This is a genomic window from Defluviicoccus vanus (assembly GCF_014672695.1).
Lineage (GTDB): Bacteria > Pseudomonadota > Alphaproteobacteria > Rhodospirillales > Defluviicoccaceae > Defluviicoccus > Defluviicoccus vanus.
The window spans coordinates 2,470,464-2,493,481 of the sequence record NZ_CP053923.1 but is presented as its reverse complement, the minus strand read 5'-3'; the positions used below and the strand labels follow the sequence as shown (position 1 = coordinate 2,493,481).

The following is a 23,018-nucleotide window of genomic DNA, read 5'->3' as shown; positions in this document are numbered from 1 at the left end:
TGCGTTGCAGTCGCGCTCGCCAAGGCGGCGGGTCCGCCGTCTGGCGCGGGCCCGCCGGATCAGCTGTGGCCGATCCTCTATGGTAGGGTTATTTCGTCTGCGGTCCGGGGCCGGGCGAGCGTACCATAATACTAACAATGTTCGAGGCATAGCGACCGCCCTGCTTGTCTTGCGGCACGACCAGACGGGCCATGCCTTGATTGGACGGCAACAGGGTGCCGTCACCGTCGGCAAAGGCGACCATCACCTGTTGGCCACTGAACGTTGGCAGCAGTTCGGCCATCGCGACCACCACCTGATAGCAATCGCTGCTGGTGACAACCAAAGACTTACGCAGAATATCGTTCTTTTGGTTTGAATTGGTAACAATCCCGGCTTCATTCAATAGATCAAGCAGCGGTACACCTATAAAGGAATACGTCTGCATACCGGCACTGCCGCTGAAAAAGGCGACATTGAGCTTACTTGTCGTCATTGCCTGCAGATCGGTGAGCGTATAGGTCTTGGCCGTAGTGACCTCGCCGCCGATCTTCACGCTGGGATAATAGCCGCCATTGCAGCTGGTAGCTTCAGCCGCCGACCATGGCAGCGCCGCCAGAAGCAGCGCCACAGCCAGGACAAGTCCGCGTAGATCCCGCATTTTTCCTCCATTCTCCCGTCGTGTCATCGCTGAAAGTGTGGATATCGTGTCGCGCTGACGAAGCATCGCCAAGCCGGCGCCCCACTTGTGCACCGCTGCACATTCGCCTATCGTCCCGACGTATTTCAAGAAATATGTCGAAACTCCCAAACGAAAGGATTTCCAGCCATGCCCATCCGCCGAGCCGGCAGCCGCGACGTCGTGCGCCGCCTGTCAATGGCCATCGTCGCCGCCCTGGCGCTGCTCGTCATGACCGCTGCTGCCGCGGTGCGCGCCGACGAAGCGACTGTGTTCGCCGCGGCCAGCCTGACCAACGCTATGGAAGAACTGGGCAAGCTCTATCGGGAGAAAACGGGAGAGGCGGTGCGCTTTTCCTTCGCCGCCTCTTCGGGCCTGGCGCGCNAGATCGAAGGTGGTGCACCCGCGGCCGTCTTTGCGTCAGCGGATGAGCCGTGGATGGACTATCTGGCCGAGCGCAACCTGATCGTCACCTCAACGCGCATCAGCCCGATCGGTAACGCGTTGGTGCTCATCGCACCGGTCGATAGCGCCATCACCTCCGTCGATCTGCAACCCGGCGTGCAGTTGCCCTCGCTGCTAGGTGACGGCCGGCTTGCCACCGGCGATCCTGATCACGTCCCCGTCGGCCGCTACGCGCAGCAAGCACTCACCGCGCTCGGCGTTTGGGCGCAGGTGGAACCCCGCGTTGCCCGCACCGACAGCGTCCGCTCGGCACTGGCGCTGGTTGAACGGGGCGAAGCGCCGCTTGGCATCGTCTACGCAACCGATGCCGCGCAAACGTCGAAGGTCCGCGTTGTCGGCACCTTTCCTGAGTCGTCACACGCGCCGATCACCTATCCGATGGCAATCGTCACCGCTGCCGACGGGCCATCGAGCCGTGCCTTGTTTGCTTTTCTGACTGGTGACGAGGCCAAGGCGGTCTATCGCAAATACGGCTTCACTATCAACTGAGGCCGTCGGCGTTTGAGCGCCGCTGGTTTACGGGAGATCAATCAACGGCCGTTGAGCCTGCAACAGTCGATGCAAGCGCGGCTTCCAGGGCTTGTACGTCTTCGGCCATGGCCGTCGCTGCGGTTGCCTCCATCCGCCGGTAGCGCTTTATCAGTTCGAGGCCGAAAGGTGTGAGGGTGGCCCCGCCATGAGCGTGGCCACCTTTCACGGTCGCGACAACCGGCTGCGCGAAGGTGCGGTTCATCGCGTCGATCAGCAACCAGGCACGTCGATACGACATATCAAAAGTGCGGGCCGCTGCCGAGATCGAGCCTACCTCGGTCACCCGCTCGAGAAGTGCCACCTTGCCCGGCCCAATCCGTCCGGCAGCGCCGAAATCGATGCGCAAATGCAGCCGTGCCATGCGATGCCTCCGTTACGGATGCCATTGTTACCGACCACCTAGCAGCCTGTCGGACTTAACGCGAGGCGGAGCTGTGGGTTATAGAATCCGGGCATGGATTCACGCCCCCGGCCCGGACCTCTTCGGCATGAGCAACTTCCGCCCGATCGACCGCGACAGCGGATTTCTGATGCCGCCGTCGGTGGACGAGTGGCTTCCGCAGCGGCACTTGGCGCGGTTCGTGGTGGAGGTGATCGCGGGGCTGGATCTGCGGCCGATGACCGGCAGCTACCGTGGCTCTGGGGAAGCGTCCTACCACCCCAGCCTTCTGCTGGGCATTCTGATCTACGGCTACGCCACCGGGGTGTTCTCCAGCCGCAAGCTGGAGCGGGCGACCTATGACAGCGTGGCGTTCCGCTTCATCGCGGCGAACGATCATCCGGACCATGACACCATCGCCGCGTTCCGCCGACGCTTTCTGCCGCAGATCGAGAAGCTGTTCGTCCAGGTGCTGGTGCTCGCGCGCGAGATGGGCGTGCTGAAGTGGGAACGGTCGGGCTCGACGGGACCAAGGTCCACGCCAATGCCAGCCGGCACAGCGCGCTGTCCTATGACCATGCGGGCAAGCTGGAGGCCCAACTGCAGGCCGAAGTGGCCGATCTCATGGCCAAGGCAGAAGCGGCGGACCAGGTGGACATCGCTGACGGCATGTCGATCCCCGACGAACTGGCGCGACGTGAGGAACGGTTGTCCAGGCTCGCCGAGGCCCGGGCGAAGATCGAGGCCCGCGCGAAGGAACGCTTCGAACGGGAGCAGGCAGACCATCAGGCGAAACTCGCAGCACGGGACGCCAAGGCAGCGGCCACCGGCAAGAAGCCCACGGGCCGTGAGCCGAAGCCGCCGGTGGCGACGCCGCTGCCCACGGATCAGATCAATCTGACCGACGAGGAAAGCCGCATCATGGCGGTGGCGGGCGGCGGTTTTGAGCAGTGCTACAATGCGCAGGCGGCGGTGGCGGCGGGCAGTCTGCTGGTGGTGGTCGCCGACGTGGTGCAGGCGCCCAACGACAAGCAGCAGCTTACACCCATGCTGGACAAGATCGGCACTCTGCCGGACGTGCTCGGCAGGCCGGACATGCTGTTGGCGGACAATGGCTACTTCAGCGAGGCGAATGTGCAGGCCTGTGTGGCCGGCGGGATCGAACCGCTGATCGCACTTGGTCGCGAGGCGCATCATCTCAGCCTGCAAGAGCGCTTCGCTGCGGCGCCACCGGCGCCCGAAGACCCCACCCCGGTTCAGGCGATGGCGTATCGGCTGCGCACGCCGCAGGGCCGCGCGCTCTACGCCCTGCGCAAGCAGACGCCCGAGCCAGTGTTTGGCATCATCAAGTCCGTGCTGGGGTTCCGGCAGTTCCTGCTGCGCGGGCTCAATGCCGCCCGTGGCGAGTGGAGGCTTGTGACCATGGCATGGAACCTGAAGCGGATGTTCGCCCTCAGCCGCGCCGTCTAGCCTGCGCGGCCAGTTCCGCAGGCGCGCCAGCGCGACCGCACCGCCCAAAATGGCGCTGACAGAGGCGCCGACGCACCGATCCCTACGCAGGTCCGGCGACGCCCGAGACGCAAGTCCGACAGGCTGCTAGCACGGGTAAACTGCGCTGTCTCACGCATGATCGTTACAGGCACGCCATCGCCGTGGGCGAGTACCCTCGCCCCTGTCGATCGCATTGCGGTCGAGGAAGGGATTGAGCCCAGCCGTCAGCCGCCAACCCGAGCAAGCACGCCCCCTGGTGCGGCGAAAGGCTTCAGTCGGGGATAGGGAACGATGGTCGGCTCGGCACAGGCAGCGACCACGTGCGGCCAGCTTGCGGGGATGAGATAGAGACCGTCACGACTGAGGGCGAAGGCGAAATCGGTGTCGCGCAGATTGTCGAGGGCGAACAGTTCCTCGCAACTGGCGGCGTTGTCGCCGCTGGCGGTGTCCGGAACGGCTTGCTGCGCCGTTCGCGCGGCAATGATCGCCGCGAGGATNGCGGTCACGGTCGGCGGCGCATAATCACGAAACAGATCAGGGAAGGCGAGTTGGCGTCCGCTCTTGAGATCGAAGGTGGCTGTCGGCCAGATATCTTCCGGATGCGCGCCGCCGCAATAGTACCCGCCCTCACCGAGAATGCTGAAGACGTCGTCGGCAGCGTAGGTAACCGCGGCGTCCACCTGGAAGTACTGATCTTGGCCGCGCCTACCCTCGCAGCCGAAATCGGCGGTGATCCGGTCGATGGAGCTGTTGACGCTGCGAAGTATCCTGTCATCCTGGTATGCTGTCAGTCGTGGATACTGCACGCCGGTCCGCCGCACAGCCGCCTGACGATAGCTGATCGCGCCGACACTGATCGCTGCGTGCGGCGGTTCACCCGCTGCCAGCGGCCTGAATGCCGGCGGCGAAGCTGCGAGCGGCGATGTGCCGTCGAGAGCGATGGGCAAGGTGCGCTTGCTACCCAAGTCCTGCCAGTGGCCACTAAAATGGCGCACCGGCGCACCGTTCAAATCGCTCACGGCTGGCGACGCGTCACTGGCGTCGAGGCGAACCGACCAGTGGCCGGTGCGTAACTGCGGCTTGCCGAACTCATCCAATTGCAGCGTACCGTCGGCGGCAATGGCGCCCCGCAGCGGAATATCCTCGCCGATGCGATCATAATAGTAATAGCCGCTCACCACGTCACCCTCAGCGCGCAGAGAGAGCGAGACGGGCTGACTGCTGTTTAGCGTCCCGACAAAGAAGCCGGTTACTGCCGCCGGCCGACCGCCCGCCGGCGTGGCCGCGACCAGCGTCAAGCCGAGAACAGCGATGGTAGCGGCTCTGAGCCAATCGGCAACGCGCGACATCGGTGTCTCTCCGTTTCATGCCGTCCCGGCGATGATCCCGCGTGTGGTCATGCCGCGCCCATTGCGCCTACAGCGGCGGCGGCGACGAGTCTACCGGAGCCAGTGCCGCAGTGCCGGAGCCCGATTATGCTGATGCGCCCAGCCGCTCGGCAACGCTGACGTCAACCGACAGTGTCTCGGCCGGCGACACCGCGTCGCCGTCGAGCCAATCCCGGCGCCGCCGACGCCGGCGCCATGGAATTATCTTGATCCAGGCGCTGAACCGACGACGCAGCCGGGCGCGGCGCCGCTTGCCGCCGCTCAGGATCCCGATATTGCCATAGTAGGTCGGGGTTTGCATGCAACGCTCCGTTCTGCCTCGTCATGGGCCGTTTGTGCAAAAGGCGAGCGCCATCGCCGGGGTACCGGATGCCGATGCTCCCGGCCATGGAGGCGCGACGTCGATTACCTCTCTACAAGATGCGGGAAACGTCCGGCTGTGATGGCGATCAACGTCACAAGCTCGGATCGGCAAATAGTGCGTGACGGACTTGCGATCTTGGCCAAACTGTTGCGTAAATGGCCGGCGGACGTAGGCTCGCGTCCGGGGTGCCGTCGCGGGGAATGGGACAATGAGCGACCACAGAACCGTCCTGGTCGTCGATAGCGAAGTAAACGACCGCGAGGTGGTGGTCGAATACCTGACCGGTGTCGGCTACGACGTCCTTGCCGCGAGCGATGCCGATGGCATGTGGAAGACGTTGGCGGAGGCGGCGGTCGACCTGATCCTTCTCGACTGCACCGCGCCCGGAAGCCGCGCGCTCAAGCTGTTGCCCGAACTACTGCAGAAGCAAGGTCTTGGAGTGATTGCCGTCACCGGCCTGGCGCAAGAGGAAGAGCGCATCCGCAGCCTCGAAGTGGGTGCCGATGACTACGTCACCAAGCCGTTCAACTGGCGCGAACTAGCGGCGCGAGTCCAGGCGGTGCTGCGCCGGCGAGCGTTGGCGCCGACACAGCGTGTCGCGGAGAACGACGCGGCGCAGATGCGGCTGCTGACGCTGAGCCGTTCGCTTCGCCGCGATGCGACGATTCTCTTTGCCGACGTCGAAGGCTATACCCGGATGATCCGCGCCGACGAGGCGGGGACGCTGCGGCTACTCGGTCGCTATTTAAAAGAAGTGATCGCCCCCACGCTGAACGCCCACGGCGGTCGCCTGGTGAAGACGCTGGGCGATGGCCTGTTTGCCGAGATGGCCGGGGCGCGACCTGCAGTCGCCGCGGCGCTCGCCATCCAGGAGCAGTTGGACGGGCGCAATCGCGCCCTGCCGCCGCACGGGCGGATGCGTTTTCGTATCGCCATCCACCATGCCGCCATTATCGCCGTCGACGGCGGCGATCTGTTCGGCGATGGGGTGAACGTCGCCGCGCGGCTGCAGGCCCTCGCTCCCGTCGGTGGCGTCCTGATCTCCGAGGCGGTCCGCCTCATTCTCGCCGGTGATGCTTCGTTCAGCTTGGTGGACCTGGGTCCCCAGCGCCTGAAGAACATAGTTGAGCCGGTCCGCGCCTTTCAGGTCGCGACGGCGGCGGCCACGACGGCAAAAACCGGGATCAAGCCGATCCACCTTCGGTGATCGCGCCAATCCAAGGCCAGCCCGCAGACGTAGGACGAGGCGGGCATGTCCCTCCCCTCACCACATGGCGTTTATGGCCGATCGTCCCCTCATTGTCTGGCTACGCGAAGATTTGCGCATCGCTGACAACCCCGCCCTCGCTGCCGCGGCCGCTACTGGGGCACCGGTGCTGCCGGTCTACGTTCTGGACGATGCGACGCCCGGACGATGGCGGATGGGCGGTGCGGCGCGATGGTGGCTGCACGGCAGCTTGGCCGCTCTCGGGCAAACGCTGCGTCAGCTGGGCGCACCGCTTATCCTGCGCCAAGGTCCTTCCACCGAGTGCATAGCGCGCCTGATTGCTGAAACGGATGCCGCCGCCGTCTATGCGAACACGAATCCTGAGCCGTACTGGCTGGGTGCGGAGTCGGCGCTGCAGCGCTCGCTCGCCGCGGCCGGGGTTACCGTCCATTATTTTGCTGCCACGACCCTCTTTTCACCGGGCAGTGTTCGCAGTCGCCGCGGTCAGCCGCTCCAGGTGTTCACCCCTTTCTGGCGAGCCTGCCGCAGCACCACCGCGCCGGCGCCACTCCAGCCTGCTCCCCTACACCTGCGGCCACCCACCTCCCTGCCAGCCAGTGACGACCTTGCCGCGTGGTCGCTCCGGCCCACGTCGCCCGATTGGGCGGCTGGGCTACGTGCGGCCTGGCAACCCGGCGAGGCAACAGCGCAGCAGCAACTGGTCCACTTTCTTGATCAGGATCTCGCCACATACGCCCTGAGCCGCGACCGCCCTGAGCCTGCCGCCACCTCTTGCCTGTCGCCACGACTCCATTTCGGCGAACTTTCGCCTCGGCAGGTTTGGCACGCGACCCTCACCCGTGCTGCCGTTGCGCCCGCGCTCGCCACCCCGGCCGAGGCGTTCCTGCGACAGCTCGGCTGGCGGGAGTATTTCGTCCATACCCTTCACCATAACCCGCAACTGCCGGATGCGCCGCTGCAGCCCAAGTTCGCCGCCTTTCCCTGGCGAGAGGACGCCGCTGTGTTGCGGTGCTGGCAACGCGGTGAAACCGGCTATCCCATCGTCGATGCGGGCATGCGCCAGCTTCGGGCCACCGGCTGGATGCACAACCGAGTGCGGATGATCACCGCTTCCTTCCTGGTCAAGCACCTGCTGCAACCATGGCAATCGGGCGAAGCGTGGTTCTGGGATAATCTGGTCGACGCCGATCTGGCCAACAACGCCGGCGGCTGGCAGTGGGTAGCCGGCTGCGGCGGCGATGCCGCGCCGTATTTTCGCATCTTCAATCCGATCCTCCAGGGCGAACGTTTCGATGCCGGCGGAGCTTACGTACGCCGCTGGCTTCCCGAACTCGCTCGCTTACCCGATCGCTGGCTGCACCAGCCCTGGGAGGCTCCACCCCTGGCGTTGGCAGCAGCCGGGATTCGTCCAGGCATCGATTACCCGAATCGATTGGTCGAACACTCCATCGCCCGCACCCGCGCCATCGAGGCTTTCGCACAAACGAAGATCGTTTCTTGAGCCAGATGTGATATCTTTGTCCTTTGCTGTGCAATAGCTTCACGATGGGCTTGATCGCTCGTGCGTCACGACCCTGTGAACACCTTGCGAACGTCTTTTTGCCTCATACACTTATCTGTGGTGCGTCCGCTCCTCTCCCCTGCCGGATTTTCCATTTGTTCTAAGGCGGAGTTGCGGTCGCGTTACGCGTTAGCTGGTCAGGATGAGACGTGGCGATGCAGAGCACTCGGAGGCGGTGGCGCCTGTCCTGGTACGGGCTGTTCGCTGGCAGTGTTGCCGTCGGTGTAGGGGCTTTGGCCGTTTGGGGGATTGGCCTCGAGGTTGAGGATTCGCCGGTCCAGTCACGGCTATTTTCCAAGCTCGCGCGCGGCATGACGTATCACACCGACGCCGGTGCGAGCGACGACATCCGCTTTCCTCAAGGTGGCCCCTACGACGAACGTCTGGGCTATGCTCGGCTGCCGCAATTCATCGCGGCACTGAAGGACAGCGGCTACATGGTCGAGCGCCAAGCCCGCATGTCGCCTGATTTGCAGCGGTTCATGGACTACGGGNGTTTCGCCCTCTATGCGGAAAAGCCGCAAACCGGGCTGATGCTGTTCGATCGACGGGGCGAAATCCTCCATACTGCCAGCTATCCTGAACGAATTTTCGCCGATTTCGAAGCCATTCCACCCCTGTTGGTGGACACCTTGCTGTTCGTCGAAAACCGCGAATTGCTCGATAGCGGTGCGGCCACCCGCAATCCGGCGGTGGAATGGGATCGCTTCGCCGCCGCCGCCGCCAACATCGTCACCCGCCATATCGACGACGGTGGTCATCGCTTCGGTGGCAGCACGCTGGCAACACAGCTGGAGAAATATCGCCACTCACCGGAAGGGCGCACCGGCTCGGTAGGCGAAAAACTGCGGCAAATAACCTCTGCCAGCATGCGGGCGTACCAGGACGGACCGGACACCACCGAGGCACGCCACCGCATCGTTCTCGATTACATCAATTCGACGCCGCTGTCGGCACGCCCCGGCTTCGGTGAAGTGATCGGCCTCGGCGACGGCCTCTTTGCCTGGTATGGCATCGAACTGGCGGAAGCGATTCGCCTGCTCGGCACGCCGGCGCGGGATAGCGCCGAAAGGAACCAGGCAGCCGCCGTTTTCAAGTCCGCACTCAGCCTGATGCTGGCGCAGCGGCGACCATCCTATTATCTGATCCAGGGTCGCAACGATCTGGCGGAACTCGCCGACAGTCACCTCCGCCTCTTGGCAGGCGCGGGCATCATCGATGACGACTTTCGCGACTTGGCTTTGGCGGCACCGCTCAAGTTCCGTAACGAGTTGCCTGCCACTGCCGAATTCTCTTTCGTCGAGCGCAAGGCAGTCAACGCCATGCGCACCCACATCGCCTCACTGCTGAAAGTTCCGCAATACTACGACCTCGACCGTTTGGACCTGCGGGCGGAAACCACCCTCGACAGCACCACCCAGGAGCAGGTGATCGCACGGCTACGTGAACTGGCAACCATGGACGGAGCGGCCAAAGCCGGGTTGATCGGCGAACGGTTGCTGCAAGGCCATCCCGCCGGTGTCGTATACAGCGTGACCCTCTACGAGCGAACACAGGGACTGAATCTGCTGCGGCTGCAGGCCGACAATCTGGAACGACCGCTTGATATCAATGAGGGCGGTAAGTTCGACCTGGGCTCGACCGCCAAATTCCGCACCCTCGTGACCTATCTTGAGATCATTGCCGAACTGCACGACCGGCTGGCGGACTCCGACCGCGAGGACCTGGTGGCGCTCGCCAAGGCGTCCGCCGATCCACTGAGCCGCTGGGCCGCCGGGTGGCTTGTCGATGCCAAAGACAAGAGCCTGGAGGCGATCATTGACGCCGCCATGGCGCGTAAATACTCCGGCAATCCCGGCGAAGCGTTTTTCACCGGGCGCGGAATGCACACCTTCGTCAACTTCAATAAAGCGGACAACAGCCGGATCATGACCGTTTCCGACGCGCTCAGGAACTCGGTCAATCTCGTGTTTATCCGGATGATGCGCGACATCATCCGTTATTATCAGGCAGGAAGCGAAGATTCACCGCAGGACATCCTGGGTGATCCCACACACCCGGCGCGTCAGGAATATCTGGCTCGGTTCGCCGATATGGAAGGGCAAACTTTCCTCAACCAGTTCTGGCGCCGCTACGCCAAACTTTCGCCTGATGAGGCGCTGCAGACGGTGGCGGCGCGGACGCCGCCGGCGCCGCACCGGCTCGCCACCGTCTTCCGCTCGGTGCGTCCGGAGGCCGGCTTGGCAGAGTTTGCCACCTTCATGCACGCCCACGCATCGTCGTCGCTCGACAGCAACGATCTCGCCGAATTGTACGCCGGCTATGGACCGGAGAAATTCAATCTGCACGACCGCGGCTATATTTCCCGCATTCATCCTCTGGAGCTGTGGCTGGTCAATTACCTGCAGTCTCATCCCGGTGGACGTCGCCGGGATATGATCGACGCCAGCGCGGATACGCGGCAGGAAGTCTACCAGTGGCTGTTCAAGTCAAAACGCAAGGGTGCCGCCGATAGCCGCATCCGCATCATTCTCGAAGAGGAAGCCTTCGAGCAGTTGCATCAGGCGTGGGCGCGTTTGGGATATCCGTTCCCTAGTCTGGTCCCATCGCTGGCGACCGCCATCGGCACCTCGGCCGACCGGCCGGCAGCGTTGGCGGAACTGATGGGTATCATCGTCAACGATGGTGTCCGCCAACCGACGGCGCGGGTTACCCAACTGCATTTCGCCGAGGGCACCCCATATGAAACGCACATGGGACTTCCTGCCGGTGGCGAGCAGATCCTGCCGCGCGAGGTCGCCGTTGCGGTGCGGCGAGCCCTGACAGAGGTTGTTGCGAATGGCACGGCGAAGCGACTGGCCGGAACGTTCAAGGATGCTGCGGGCAAGCCCTTACCGGCTGGCGGTAAGACCGGCACCGGTGACGAACTCGCCGATCGCTACGGACCGGGTACCGCCGGCGCCAAGCTGAAGGAAGTCAGCCGCAGTGCCGCCTTCACCTTTTTCATTGGCGATCGCTTCTTCGGTGTGATAACCGCGCATGTACCAGGACCAAATGCATATGGTTATCGGTTTACCAGCGCCCTGCCGGTGCAGGTTCTGAAGTCGCTGGCCCCAGCGCTGCAACCGATGATCAACGAGCCACAGGTCCCGGCCGATGTGCCGTCGACCGTGGTGGCATCAGCCAAGGGACGCACCGGGCAGAGCGCTATCGGGCCATAGAGGACCGTCTGGACGATGATCAACTTGCTTCGCCGCTTGACCCACCAAGCCGTGACTGGGCAACCAGTCCGCAGCACCTCCGCCCGTCGGACAGGCCGCTTCGTCGCCCGTCCCCTCGTTCTTGCCGCCGGACTCGCGCTGGCGTTGTGCATCGCTCCTGTGGGCGCTCGCGCACAGCTGAACGGTGACATGCTCGGCCAGATGCACACGTATAAGACGCACTATAACGATACCCTGCTCGACATCGCCCGCGACTCCCGTCTCGGTGCCATCGAGCTGATGGCGGCCAATCCCGGCGTCGACGCTTGGCTGCCCGGTGCCGACGTGAATCTGCTGCTGCCCACAGCGCATCTGCTGCCTGACGCGCCGAAGAAGGGCATCGTCATCAACACCGCTGAATTGCGGATGTATTATTATGGCGACCCGGCGAAACCACTGTCGTTCCCTATCGGTGTTGGTCGCGACGGCTATCTGACACCACATGGCAGCACCACCGTCGTCCGCAAGAAGGAAAAGCCAAGCTGGTACCTGACCCCTTCGGAGATCGCCGATCATCCGGAGTTGCCGAGCGTGATTCCGCCGGGCGACGACAACCCGCTCGGTGATTACGCCATGTACCTCGGCTGGCATAGCTACCTCATCCACGGCACCAATATTCCCTGGGGCATCGGCCGACGCGCCAGCCGCGGTTGCATCCGCATGTATCCGGAGAACATCGAATGGCTGTTCTCCCGGGTGCCGATCGGCACCCAGGTCACTGTCGTCGATCAGCCGGTCAAGATCGGTCGCATGGATGGCGACCTTTACATCGAAGTACAGCCGTCCTCGCACCAGATCGATGTGATGGAGGAGACGAGCAAGGCGCCGGCGCCTGCCGAGCCGTTGCCGCTTGCCGAGTGGAGTGACCGAATCCTGACCCTTGCCGGGCCCGATATGGACCGAATCGACTGGCCAGCGGTGGAAAAGGCGCTGAGCGACCGCCAGGGCTACCCCGTCCGCATCGCCACCAGCGAGAACCATGCGGGCACGCCGGCCGCGTCGGCGATTCCGATCGACAAACCGGCGCTTGCTGCCGTTGCCCTGCCGCTCACCCTGGCAGCGGCCGCAGCAGCAGCGAACAAGACGGACACTAAACCCGACACGGCAACGAAGACGACAGCCGCCAACACCGGCAAGCCGGCAAGCGCCAAACAGGCATCGACATCGACCAACGTGCCGGCCAGCAAAAGTGCGCCGACAAAATCGGCGGCCACCAAGGCCCCGGAAACAACCAAAACGAAAACGGCCGAGAAAACCCCGGCCAAAGCAAAGGCGACCGCTTCGCAAACCACCACGCCCAAGTCCACGGTGGCCCAAAACAGCACCGCCAAGACATCCTCCGCGCCGGCTAAGACCCCGGTTGCCAAACCGGCGGTCACCAGTACGACGCAGCGAACGGCCAGTCGCTGAATAGCGGCCGTAGCTGACCACCGGCGATCTTCACCCACTCAGCTCCGACCCGGCGCTGCTATCACCTGTTATCGGCTTCGAAACAACCGACGGCCCTTCACTGTTGCGTCGGCGGCGGAACGGCCCAGGAGGTCGTCGTGCCGCTGCGCAACGATGCCGCTGACGGACGACTCGTCGTGGCCTGACCAGCGGCCGTACCACTCGCCGTGAATTGCGTGGCCTCGGTGGCCGGCGTCGTCGTCACTGGCGATGACGTTGACTGACCGGTCGCCACCAGGGGTGTCGTCTCACCCGTAGTCTGTGTCTGTGTTGATGGCGGCCGCTGCGGTTGCGTCGAGGGCGACCCCTGCGGGTTTGTAGTTGGGCTGGCGGATGCTGGCGCCGGTAAAGACGTTGGCACCGTGGCTGGCTTGTCAGGGTCGTTCCAGCCACTGCCACTGCCGCCGTCCCCGCCTGCCCCTGCGGCTTCCGCTTCCGGCGCTGTCGCCGGCGCCGCACCGGCCGCCGGCTCGCTCCCGGTCACGGTCACGGGGCGATCCAATGGCGGTGTGCGCGGAATGACCCGACTGTACGTGCCGCTCACCTGAACCAGCACAACGGTACCTGGCTGCAGTGGCGCTTCACTCTTCTCCCGGTTCTGCACCAGCGTCACCGTCCGCCCGTCTTCCATATCGACGATGTACTCGATGCCTTCGCGGTCGTTGGCGACCTGCTGTGTCGCATAGCCGATGCCGGCACCGACGACGGCACCGAGAATGGCCGCCCAGCCGGAATGGGTGCCAAGACCGACGCTTGCACCACCGATGGCGGCGCCGGCGAGAGGTCCGGCGGCATTGGATTCGCCGTTGATGTCCACCACGCGCCCGGCAACGATGGTTCCACGTGATGTTTCGATCGTTCGCCCCACTTCCGCGCCTTCGTAACGGCTCGACGTGGGATTAGCGCAGCCGGCGACGATAAGACCTGCGACGAGGGTGCAGACGTAACGGTTCAGCACGATGCTTTCATCCTCGGGGTTGGCATGGTCGGGTTGGCAGTGATCGAGCACCACAGCCGGCAAAACGCCTTCTATGGAAGCGCCTTGCACGGAACACGCGCCTCACTCCTGCATACATAGTGCAGCCACAATCTCCACCAAGATTATGCTACGCTGATGGCGTATCGTGGTGACGAATGGGGCGATAAGTAACCACGCACTTGACGCCTCGATCGCGGGAAACAATGTTCCACGTTGCCGATAAAGTTGGCGCATTCGTCGGCCCGACCGACGCTGCCATTGCCGATCAAGTTGCACTTCCAAGCCGCGGCTTGCGAGGGCGGCCTTTGGTTACGCCTCGCACCCTGGGAACCCTGACGCTGACGGTCCTTTGTTGCGTCTGCGGCGCGGCCTCAGGCGTGGCAGCGGTAGCCGGCGACAGCCGCGATGCGCCTATTGTTGGCTTTGCGGTCAATCAGGCGCTGGAACGGGAGCGCAGCGGCGGCGCCATTCCCTGGACCAACGCGCAAACCGGCCACAGCGGCACCATCATCCTCGAGGCTGCCACCTATGCGGAGCCCAACAAGCCCTGCCGCGGCTATCGGCGCACGATCGAACAGCCGGGTTTCAGCCCGGCCGAAGTGCGAGGCAACGGTTGCCGCATCGGTCCCGCCATCTGGACGGTGGAGGAAACCGTGGTCACGGTTGCCGTCGCCGTCGGTTCACCCCATCTTCACCCACGCCATCGGCATCGCCTGCACCACCGCCCGCGCGCAAGGCCAGCCCGACCAGCGTAACGACGCGCAAGCCGGCGGCAGACCCACTGCTCCAGCAGCAGCGCGCCTTCGCTGCCGGCGTATACGCTCCCCACCAAGGCGGGCTCATAAACCGTTCAATCATCGATTCGCCATGGACGCCCCAAGTTTGAGTTCCTCTGCTTCCTCTCGTCCGAATTCGCCTGAGAGCCCGCCGACTCTCGCCGCGCTCCCCCGACGCTACCTGATCGAAGCGGACGTCCGTCGCGCCGCAACCGCGCCCGACGCACCGCCCCGCTTGCGGATGAACGGCAGCGACACCGAGACGGGCCGACCGGTCTTCATCAAGCTCAGCATCGATGGCAATGCTATCCGGCGCGAGGCGGCAATTCTCGCCCAGTTGGATCATCCGGCGCTCGCTCGGATGATCGATTGGGGCATGCACGCTGGCGGGGGTTACCTGGCGCTAGACCTGGTCCCGGGAGCATCGCTAGAACGACGCCTGCGCGACGATGGTCCGGCCCGGTCGACCCGCCAGGTGCGACCCATGCTACTGGCGCTGGCCAACGCGCTTGATGCCGTCCACCGGGCCGGCATCCTGCATCGGGATCTGAAACCGGCCAACATCATCGTCCGCGCCGATGGCACGCCGGTGATTATCGATTTCGGCGCCGCACGCGGGTCTTCGTCGTCCGAAGACGAAGCGCGGGCCGAGGATTTCGCCACCGACGGTTACGCCGCGCCGGAGCAGTACCAGATCGATGGCGTGGAAGGTCCGTGGACGGACATCTACGCTTTGGCTGCCATCGCCTATCGCATCGTGACCGGGGCGCCGCCGCCGCCGGCGCCGCTGCGCCTCGGCGAAGTGGGGGAGCAATTGCCGGCTCTTGATCGGCTTTCTGCCGCCGATCCGGCACTGGCGGCGGCAGTCACCCGCGGCCTCAGCCTCGATCCACACGTCCGACCGCATGACATTGCCGCTTGGCGAGCGACGCTGCTGTCGCCCGGCGGCATCGACGACGAGCGGGTGCTTGCCGAGCCGATCCTGCAAGCGGAGGACCTGGAGGCGAAGAGTGAGCAGGAATTGGCGAACAATCCGTCCGAGGATCCACCAACACTGCGCATCACCCGGACGCCAAGCGGCATCGGCACGCCCTTCGCGCCGATCACCCCGCATGTGGCCGCCGCAGCCAAGGGCGGGCGTTCATCGATGCTGTCGCGGGTGTTACTGGTGCTGCTCGCGGTGGCGCTGGCGATACCCGCCATCGGCTGGTTGCTGGAGCCGTCCTATCGACGCCAGGTGCTCAAGGAATGGACGGTCGACAGCAAAGGCACCGGCGATACGCGAACGATCAGCGAAGCGATCGCCCAGGCGCCCAATGGCGCGCACATTCGCATCGAGCCCGGTACCTATGCCGAATCGATCGCGCTCGATCGGCCGATGCTACTAGAGGCGGCAGACACCTCGGCACCGCCCATCATCGCACCGATCGCCGGCCCGTGCCTGACCGTCCGTGGCGACGGCATTGTCGTGCGCAGCCTGGAGATTCGCGGCATGCCACTGGCAGCAAAGCCGGCAGAGCTCACGGCCAACCCCGCTGCTGCGTCCGAAGACCCGTTGGCCAGCGAGGCGTGCGTCATCGTCAGCAGTGGTGCGCCGGAACTGAACGGGAATCGGATCAGCGCTCAGGCCGGCCCTGCCATCGAAGTGAAGGACGGCGCCGTGCCCGTGATCCGTGGCAACAGTATCAGCAATACGCCCGTGGCGGCGATCCGCATCGGCAGCGGTGCGCAGCCGTCCGTTGAGCACAACAATATCGATGACAGCGGCAGCGTGCTGTTCATCTCCGGTGGTGGCGGCCGGCTGAGCCACAACATCATCCGCAACGCCCGGACGTCGGCGATCCAGGTCGCCTCAGGTGCACGGCCGGAAATTGTCGACAACAACATTGAACGGCCGGCGGAAGCGGGCATTTACATCTACGACGACGGCAACGGACGGATCAGCGGCAACGAAATCGTCGGCGCCCGGTTGTCGGGCGTTGTCGTCGCCGGCGGCTCGCCCGACATTTCGGCAACACAATCACCGGTTCGGGTGAACACGGCATCCTGGTGCTGGAAAATGGTGGTGGACGTATCGTCGACAACACGCTGCGTGACAACAAGGGACATGCAGTTATCGTCGCCGAAGGCGAAGTGGCGGAAACAGTGAGCGGTAATCGAACCGAGCACAATCGGACGCCCGACATTCTTGACCTGCGTAGCCGGTAGAAAGGACGCGCCCTAAAGGGTGGAAAGGACTCGTTTCGTCATGCCTCGGACGCTCGTCATCGGCCGCAGTCCCTTCGCCGACGTCGTCGTCGCCGATGCCAGCGTTGCCCCGCACCACCTGGAACTGGTGATTGCCGACAACGGCCGAGTGCACGCAACCGATTGTGCCACCCAGGGTGGGACGTGGCAGTTGCCGTCGCCATCCGGGCACGGCAGCAGCAACGCAGCCACCACCGGACCGGCCGCGGAAGGCTGGGTCCGTGTGCGTCAGACTTTCGTTACGCCGCAGACGCCGCTGCGGCTTGGCGAGTATTGCTGCACCGTCGGCGAGTTGCTCGCCCGGGCGCGCAAGGGGCCTCCACTCGCAGCGGCGGGTGAGGCGGCGGGTGAGGCACGTCTGTCCCCTGCCCAGGGAGGATTGGTTCCTCGCGGCAGGGTTGAACGCGATGCCGCCACCGGCGAGATTGTTCGTCGGAGGCCGTAGCCATGCCAGATCACCTCGTCGACCCAACGACGCCGGTAGCCAAACACTCGGGCGGGCGACGACCGCTGCCCCACCGATGGTTGGCGATCGGGCTCAGCATCGCCGCCGCGGTGGCAATAATTGCGGTGATGGCAGTGGCGCTGCCGCATTCCTGGGCGGTCGTCCTTCTCGACATCGAGCAGACCACCTACCCGTTTACGGTGCAGACGGTGCAGTGGGTAGTTTTCGCGCTCGGCCTCGGCGAACTCCTGGTGCGTGCCCGGGAGGCAGCCGGCGAGCGCACCGAATTGCAGCGCGGCTACCTGCCCGAGGATGAGACGACGGTGTTGCAGACGCTGGACCTGCGGCGTGTCTACGCCATCGCCAGGTCGGCCCGAGACGCGGTGCCAGCGGGAAGCGAACGCTTCCTGCCGCGGCTAATCCACCGAGTCGTGACCCAGTTTCAAACCACGAAGTCGGTGGACCAGGCCAATGCAGTGCTTAATTCGAGCCTCGACCTCTATCTGCACGAAATCGATCTCCGCTACACCATGGTCCGCTACATTATCTGGGCGATCCCGACCTTGGGTTTCCTCGGCACCGTCCTCGGCATCGCGCTCGCCCTCAACTATGCCGGCGGCGCCAACGTCGATGATCCCGGCTTTCTCGCCGGCCTGACCCGCGAGTTGGCGGTAGCGTTCAACACCACGCTGGTGGCACTGTGCATGTCAACGGTGCTGGTGCTGGTGCAGCACTTGGTACAGGCCGCCGAGGAGCGAGCGCTCAACCGCTGCGGCGAGTACTGCCTCGACAACCTGATCAACCGCCTCTACGTGGATTGAGTCGTCGTGCGCGCTCGCCGCCCCACGAGCTTCCTCATGCTGAGTGTGTCCGCGCTTGACCTGTTCGCCTCGTCGCTAGGCGTGTTCATGCTGTTGGCGGTGATGCTGTTTCCCTACTACCTAAAGAAACCGGCCCTTGATCGCGACATCGCAACGGCAACAGCAGCACTGACCAGCGCCACCCGTAGCCGCGATGCGGCCGCGCTGGCAGAAGCGCAGGCGAAGCAGCGGATTGCCGATGCCGATGCAGCCCTGGCGGCAGCGAAAGCGCGACAGGAAACGGCAACCGCCGCTGCAGCGGAGGCAGCGGCAAGCCGGGCGCGGCGGGATGCCGAAGCAGCGGCGGCAACACTAGCAACACCCGTTCCGGCACCAACGCCGGCGCTACCTGCGCCAGCGCCACCGCCGGCGAACGCCACCAAGCCCGGCATCGCCATCGGTCCCCTCGATCTCGTGCTGGTCATGGACACCACCGGCAGCATGGGAGACGAACTGGCTGAGGTGCAGGCCAGTCTGCTCGGAACGCTGAAGGTACTCGCCCGGTTGACCGGCAGTCTGCGGGTCGGCTTCGTCGCCTATAAGGATCAAGGGGAGGCCTATGTTACCCGGATCTTTTCGCTGCGACCTGCCACCGGCAACCAGGCGGAGGAAATCGTCAGCTTCGTCCGCAGCATTCAGGCTGGCGGTGGCGGCGACGACCCGGAAGCGGTGGATGAAGCCCTCGCCGCAGCGGTTGCCATGCCCTGGCGCAGCGACGCGGCGGGACGGATCATCCTGATTGGCGATGCACGAGCCCACCCCAACGCGGTGGCACGCGCCCTCGCCCTTGCCAGCCAGTTCCAAGCATCCAGTCCATCACCAACGACCACGCGAACGGTGACCGCAGTGTTCGCCGGTCAAAACCCGCTTGATCGGGTCTTTTTTCAAAAGGTCGCCGAGGCCGGGGGCGGTGCCTTTGCGCAGAACAAGGGCCGGATCATCGAAAGCGTGATGCTGGCGGTGCTGGGTAACCAGGGAGAAACGAAATAATGAAGACGCGCGGCAGTGGTGCTGGTCCATTCAAATCGCATGGCGATGTGGAAGGCGGATGGGTCCTCACCGGCGGCGGCGTGGAGGGCGAGGAACTGCGCTTCGTCTTCGGCGAAACGGAGCTGGCGGAGGCGTATCTCGGTCTCACCATTGGCCGCGACGCGACCCTCAACGACCGCGTCGTCACCGATGCCGCCGTGTCGCGCCGCCATTGCCGCATCGGCCTCGCCGACGGCGGCCTGTTCGTGGAAGACCTCAATTCACTCAACGGCACGCTGGTGGATGACATGGAACTCACTCCCTTCCAGCCGTTGGCGGTAACGACGGGCCAGCGGATCACCATAGGTCGGATCACGCTGCTAGTGACACCGCTGGCAACGTAGCCCGCCATGCGCCGCCCGCCTCGCGAGGTCACCACCTTCTCCATGTCGGCACTCGACGTGCTCGCCATGTCCACCGGCGTTTTCGTTCTGCTGCTGGTGATGATGATCCCCTACTACCGCAAGACGCTCGACGCCGAGGCGCGCGGCTGCAGCAATTGCGGGCAACGATCATCGCCACCGAGGCGGAAACGGCGGCAGTGGCCGCCCGTGCCGCCTGGGCTGATGACGAGGCCGAAGCACTGCTCGGCGAAGTCTCCCACCTCACTGCAGTGGCGAAGTCGCTGGAGCAGCGGGCAGACCTTGACCGTTCCGCCCGGCCGCGGATCCCGAAGCCGGCGCCGCCCGCCCCCCAACCCTCCGCCCCAAAGACGCCGCCGGTGCCAGCGCTGGGGACACCCGTCGCCGGCGAGCTGGATCTGGTGTTCGTGATCGACCGCACCGCCAGCATGACGCCGGCGATAGGCGAACTCGCTCTCGACCTCTCCAGCATTGTTCGCGTCCTGGAGCGGCTGGTTCCTTCAGTGCGTATCGGCGTTGTCGCCTATAGTGATCGCGATACCGGCCAGAACCCGATTACCGTGCTACCGCTGACGGCGACCACGCCGTCGCTGCCGCGCATCTTGCAGTTCGTCCAGGGACTGCGGGCCTCCAGCATCTCCAGCCCAACGCCGGAGGAAGATGACTATCTCGGTCTGCAGACCGCCGTCACCTTCGCCTACCGACCGACGGCGATCCAGTCGCTAGTGCTGATCGGCGACGCCGCCGCGCACCCGGAAGAAGTGGCGCCCGCCCTGCAACTGGTACGCGCCTTTGTCGCCCGCGGCACCGCTGCTGGCGACAAGCGAACCGTTTCCGCTCTGTTCGTCACCACGCCTGGTTCGCTGCTGCGCGGGCAAATTGATCGATCGTTTTTCAGGGCATCGCTGCCGCCGGCAACGGCACCTTCACCGACCATGCCGGCAGCATGATCGACAGCGTCCTCGCCTCGGTGCTCATCGAATAACATGCTGTACTGAAGCGCTTTTTAGATGACAACCCTGTGATGCTTTTTGCCGCATCTCAATCATGCTATCAGCGGCACCGCACATGGCCGGGGTCTTGCTTAGAGATGTCGGTCGCCAATCGCCAAGCGAGGCGGACGCGGCGCACATCAGGCAAGGATAATCGATGAGTGAGTTCAAGATGAAGCACAATCGCATCGCCGTTCTAACCAGCGGTGGCGATTGCTCCGGCCTCAATGCAGCGATCCGGGCGATCGTCCTCAGGGCGGCGGGAGAATATGGTTGGACGGTCATCGGTATCCACGAGGGCACCGCCGGCTTGCTGACCCGTCCGGTCAAGTTTCACGAACTGCGCATGGAGGTCTTCGACGGCACCATCCTCAGTCGCGGCGGCACCATGCTCGGCACCGTCAATAAGGGTAATCCCTTCGAGTATCCGCTACCCGACGGCACCATCAAAGACCGATCGCGGGAAGTGATCGATGGGTTTCGCGCGCTTAACGTGGATGCGCTGATCGGCATCGGTGGTGATGGCAGCCTGCGCATTCTCAGCCGCTTGGCGTCGGAAGGTCAGATCCCTTTTATCGCCGTCCCGAAGACGATCGACAACGATGTAGACCAGACCGACTACTCCATCGGCTTTCTCAGTTCGGTGCAGTCCGCTGTCGGTGCTCTTGACGCGCTGCAGCCGACGGCCTCCAGCCACGGCCGAGTGATTGTCCTTGAAGTGATGGGCCGTGACGTGGGCTGGATTGCACTCGCAGCGGCGATCGCCGGCGGCGCCGATGTGGCGCTGATCCCGGAGATCNCTTTTGATATGGCAAAGGTCGGGGAGAAGATCCGCGCGCTTTACGCGGTCGGCCGCAACTACGCCCTCGTCATCTGCGCTGAAGGCGTGAAGCTGGTTTCCGGCGAGCGGGTGTCCCAGGTTTACGCCGATGGTGAGGTGCGCTACGGCGGCGTCGGCGCGGCAATCGCCGAGCTGATCTCGCAGGAAACCGGCGCCGAGGCGCGGGTAACGGTGCTGGGTCACGTGCAGCGCGGCGGCAGTCCGACCGCCCTCGACCGCATCATTGCCTCGTCGCTGGGCGCGCACGCGGTGGATCTGCTGGCGCGCGGCATGACCGACCGGGTCACCGTCTGGCGCAATGGCGAAGCGAGCGACGTGGCGTTGCAGGATGTCGCTGGCAAGACGCGGGCGCTCACTGCTGACCACACCCTGGTGAAGACGGCGCGGCAGCTGGGAATCTGCCTCGGTGACTGACCCCCGCGCGCTGGTCTGCTAGAATCAAGACTGACGCTAAGAGGTCGATCCCGTTCGATCAGACCCGCGAAGGAATTTGCCGATGGCCATCACCACGATTCGTGACTTTTTCCGCATGGAGGCTGCTGGCGGCGTGGTGCTGGTCATCGCCGCAGCGCTGGCCATCTGGGTCGCCAATTCACCCGTTGCCCCCTACTACCAGGAGTTGCTCGACGTCCACTTGGCGATTCAGGCGGGCGCGCTGAAAATCGACAAGCCGCTGCTGCTATGGATCAACGACGGCCTGATGGCGGTGTTTTTCCTGCTCGTCGGCCTTGAGATCAAACGGGAGTTCGTGCGTGGCGAACTTTCGCGGCGGGAACAGGCGATCCTGCCCTTCATCGCCGCCATCGGAGGCATGCTGCTGCCGGCGCTGATCTTCACGGGCCTCAACCTGGGCGCGCCGTCCTATCTCTACGGCTGGGCAATCCCTGCCGCCACCGACATTGCCTTCGCCTTGACAGTGCTGGCGCTGCTCGGCTCGCGTGTGCCCCTGTCGCTTAAGGTGTTCCTCACCGCCGTTGCCGTCATCGACGACCTGGGCGCGATCGTCATTATCGCTATCTTTTATACCTATGAATTATCGCTGCTGTCGCTCGCCCTCGCCGGTGCCGCCCTGGTCGGCCTCGTCATTCTCAACCTGTGCAATGTCAACAAGCTGGCGCCCTATTTGATCCTGGGCTTCATTCTCTGGGTCTGCGTCCTGAAATCGGGCGTGCATGCAACGCTGGCCGGAGTAGCGCTGGCGATGGCGATTCCCGTGCGAGAGCCCAAGTCCGGCGAGGAGTCGTTGCTGAAGCGCTGCGAGCACGGGCTGCACCCCTGGGTCGCTTTCGGCATCCTGCCGCTGTTCGGCTTTGCCAACGCCGGCGTCTCCTTCGCCGATATCGGCTGGTACAAGCTGGCCGACACGCTGACGCTCGGCATCGCTCTTGGTCTGTTCGTCGGCAAGCAGCTTGGCGTATTCGGTGCCACTTGGCTCACCTGCCGCGCCGGCATTGCCAGCCAGCCGGAGGGTGCAAGCTGGGCACAGGTCTATGGCGTCGCGATTATCTGCGGTATCGGCTTCACCATGAGCCTGTTCATCGGCGGCCTTGCCTGGCCGCATACCGACTACGACGCCGAGGTCCGGCTGGGGGTGATTCTCGGATCGGTCGCATCGGCTTTCATCGGCGCCATGGTGCTGCTGTTCGCCCCACCGAACCGGTCGACGTAGCCGACGCGCTAGCACGACGGACGCCGGCACCCTACTTCTTGGCC

The 23,018-nt window shown here is 64.4% G+C and carries 18 protein-coding genes and 1 pseudogene; 15 read left to right on the top strand and 4 right to left on the bottom strand.

The window, feature by feature from the left end; all coding sequences use genetic code 11:
- Positions 1–88 precede the first annotated feature (88 nt).
- Positions 89–706 carry a molybdopterin-dependent oxidoreductase gene (locus tag HQ394_RS11300; RefSeq protein ID WP_223292090.1) on the bottom strand — a complete coding sequence of 206 codons (618 nt, stop codon included), beginning with the start codon at positions 704–706 and terminating at the stop codon, positions 89–91.
- Positions 707–808: 102 nt separating this feature from the next.
- Between HQ394_RS11300 and modA the strand changes: the two genes are divergently transcribed.
- The gene (modA, locus tag HQ394_RS11295; protein WP_190260328.1) at positions 809–1,612 is read left to right on the top strand and encodes a molybdate ABC transporter substrate-binding protein; all 804 of its coding nucleotides are present in this window, start codon (positions 809–811) and stop codon (positions 1,610–1,612) included.
- A 37-nt stretch (positions 1,613–1,649) separates the two neighbouring features.
- Here the strand turns inward: modA and HQ394_RS11290 are convergent, their stop codons facing one another.
- Positions 1,650–2,015 (bottom strand): winged helix-turn-helix domain-containing protein, encoded by a 366-nt coding sequence (locus HQ394_RS11290; RefSeq protein ID WP_190260327.1) that lies wholly within the window; start codon positions 2,013–2,015, stop codon positions 1,650–1,652.
- A gap of 127 nt (positions 2,016–2,142) precedes the next feature.
- Here HQ394_RS11290 and HQ394_RS11285 point away from each other — a divergent pair.
- Positions 2,143–3,503 (top strand): annotated as a pseudogene (locus HQ394_RS11285) (IS1182 family transposase).
- Positions 3,504–4,997: 1,494 nt separating this feature from the next.
- On the opposite strand, the gene HQ394_RS11275 reads toward HQ394_RS11285, so the two are convergent.
- The gene (locus HQ394_RS11275; RefSeq protein ID WP_190260325.1) at positions 4,998–5,213 is read right to left on the bottom strand and encodes a hypothetical protein; all 216 of its coding nucleotides are present in this window, start codon (positions 5,211–5,213) and stop codon (positions 4,998–5,000) included.
- 271 nt (positions 5,214–5,484) lie between these two features.
- Here HQ394_RS11275 and HQ394_RS20800 point away from each other — a divergent pair, with 271 nt between their 5' ends.
- The 4 genes from HQ394_RS20800 to HQ394_RS11255 all read left to right on the top strand — a co-directional run bounded on the left by HQ394_RS20800 (position 5,485) and on the right by HQ394_RS11255 (position 12,735).
- Complete coding sequence (locus HQ394_RS20800; protein WP_190260324.1) at positions 5,485–6,483, top strand: response regulator; 999 nt, start codon at positions 5,485–5,487, stop codon at positions 6,481–6,483.
- A gap of 73 nt (positions 6,484–6,556) precedes the next feature.
- Positions 6,557–8,005 carry a cryptochrome/photolyase family protein gene (locus tag HQ394_RS11265; RefSeq protein WP_190263273.1) on the top strand — a complete coding sequence of 483 codons (1,449 nt, stop codon included), beginning with the start codon at positions 6,557–6,559 and terminating at the stop codon, positions 8,003–8,005.
- 215 nt (positions 8,006–8,220) lie between these two features.
- On the top strand, positions 8,221–11,286 hold the full coding sequence (locus tag HQ394_RS11260; protein WP_190260323.1) for a transglycosylase domain-containing protein: 3,066 nt from the start codon (positions 8,221–8,223) through the stop codon (positions 11,284–11,286).
- A gap of 15 nt (positions 11,287–11,301) precedes the next feature.
- The gene (locus HQ394_RS11255) at positions 11,302–12,735 is read left to right on the top strand and encodes a L,D-transpeptidase family protein (protein ID WP_223291528.1); all 1,434 of its coding nucleotides are present in this window, start codon (positions 11,302–11,304) and stop codon (positions 12,733–12,735) included.
- Between the two features lie 97 nt (positions 12,736–12,832).
- Here the strand turns inward: HQ394_RS11255 and HQ394_RS11250 are convergent, their stop codons facing one another.
- Positions 12,833–13,822: a hypothetical protein gene (locus tag HQ394_RS11250; RefSeq protein WP_190260321.1), complete on the bottom strand. Its 990-nt coding sequence runs from the start codon at positions 13,820–13,822 to the stop codon at positions 12,833–12,835.
- A 236-nt stretch (positions 13,823–14,058) separates the two neighbouring features.
- Here HQ394_RS11250 and HQ394_RS11245 point away from each other — a divergent pair, with 236 nt between their 5' ends.
- The 9 genes from HQ394_RS11245 (at position 14,059) to nhaA (ending at position 22,974) form a co-directional block, all read left to right on the top strand.
- Positions 14,059–14,508 carry an RT0821/Lpp0805 family surface protein gene (locus HQ394_RS11245; RefSeq protein ID WP_190260320.1) on the top strand — a complete coding sequence of 150 codons (450 nt, stop codon included), beginning with the start codon at positions 14,059–14,061 and terminating at the stop codon, positions 14,506–14,508.
- A 127-nt stretch (positions 14,509–14,635) separates the two neighbouring features.
- A complete protein-coding gene (locus HQ394_RS11240; RefSeq protein ID WP_223291527.1) occupies positions 14,636–16,678 on the top strand; it encodes a protein kinase domain-containing protein in 2,043 nt (680 codons plus the stop codon).
- Between the two features lie 99 nt (positions 16,679–16,777).
- Positions 16,778–17,221 carry an FHA domain-containing protein gene (locus HQ394_RS11235; protein ID WP_190260318.1) on the top strand — a complete coding sequence of 148 codons (444 nt, stop codon included), beginning with the start codon at positions 16,778–16,780 and terminating at the stop codon, positions 17,219–17,221.
- A gap of 2 nt (positions 17,222–17,223) precedes the next feature.
- Positions 17,224–18,042, top strand: a complete 819-nt coding sequence (locus HQ394_RS11230) for a MotA/TolQ/ExbB proton channel family protein (protein ID WP_190260317.1) — start codon at positions 17,224–17,226, stop codon at positions 18,040–18,042.
- A 36-nt stretch (positions 18,043–18,078) separates the two neighbouring features.
- Positions 18,079–19,071, top strand: coding sequence for a vWA domain-containing protein (locus tag HQ394_RS11225; RefSeq protein ID WP_190260316.1), 993 nt, complete (start codon positions 18,079–18,081; stop codon positions 19,069–19,071).
- Entirely contained in the window at positions 19,071–19,454 is a 384-nt protein-coding gene (locus tag HQ394_RS11220) for an FHA domain-containing protein (protein ID WP_190260315.1), read from the top strand. The genes HQ394_RS11225 and HQ394_RS11220 overlap by 1 nt, the downstream gene beginning before the upstream one ends.
- 155 nt (positions 19,455–19,609) lie before the next feature.
- A complete protein-coding gene (locus tag HQ394_RS11215; RefSeq protein ID WP_190260314.1) occupies positions 19,610–20,422 on the top strand; it encodes a vWA domain-containing protein in 813 nt (270 codons plus the stop codon).
- Positions 20,423–20,621: 199 nt separating this feature from the next.
- Complete coding sequence (locus HQ394_RS11210; protein ID WP_223291526.1) at positions 20,622–21,719, top strand: ATP-dependent 6-phosphofructokinase; 1,098 nt, start codon at positions 20,622–20,624, stop codon at positions 21,717–21,719.
- An 82-nt stretch (positions 21,720–21,801) separates the two neighbouring features.
- Positions 21,802–22,974: a Na+/H+ antiporter NhaA gene (gene nhaA / locus HQ394_RS11205; RefSeq protein WP_190260313.1), complete on the top strand. Its 1,173-nt coding sequence runs from the start codon at positions 21,802–21,804 to the stop codon at positions 22,972–22,974.
- Positions 22,975–23,018 lie beyond the last annotated feature (44 nt).

Coding starts and splice junctions, on each gene's coding strand:
- HQ394_RS11300 (WP_223292090.1), bottom strand. CDS start 706: ATGCTTCGTCAGCGCGACACGATATCCACACTTTCAGCGATGACACGA.
- HQ394_RS11290 (WP_190260327.1), bottom strand. CDS start 2,015: ATGGCACGGCTGCATTTGCGCATCGATTTCGGCGCTGCCGGACGGATT.
- HQ394_RS11275 (WP_190260325.1), bottom strand. CDS start 5,213: ATGCAAACCCCGACCTACTATGGCAATATCGGGATCCTGAGCGGCGGC.
- HQ394_RS20800 (WP_190260324.1), top strand. CDS start 5,485: ATGAGCGACCACAGAACCGTCCTGGTCGTCGATAGCGAAGTAAACGAC.
- HQ394_RS11265 (WP_190263273.1), top strand. CDS start 6,557: ATGGCCGATCGTCCCCTCATTGTCTGGCTACGCGAAGATTTGCGCATC.
- HQ394_RS11255 (WP_223291528.1), top strand. CDS start 11,302: ATGATCAACTTGCTTCGCCGCTTGACCCACCAAGCCGTGACTGGGCAA.
- HQ394_RS11235 (WP_190260318.1), top strand. CDS start 16,778: ATGCCTCGGACGCTCGTCATCGGCCGCAGTCCCTTCGCCGACGTCGTC.
- HQ394_RS11230 (WP_190260317.1), top strand. CDS start 17,224: ATGCCAGATCACCTCGTCGACCCAACGACGCCGGTAGCCAAACACTCG.
- HQ394_RS11225 (WP_190260316.1), top strand. CDS start 18,079: ATGCTGAGTGTGTCCGCGCTTGACCTGTTCGCCTCGTCGCTAGGCGTG.
- HQ394_RS11220 (WP_190260315.1), top strand. CDS start 19,071: ATGAAGACGCGCGGCAGTGGTGCTGGTCCATTCAAATCGCATGGCGAT.
- nhaA (WP_190260313.1), top strand. CDS start 21,802: ATGGCCATCACCACGATTCGTGACTTTTTCCGCATGGAGGCTGCTGGC.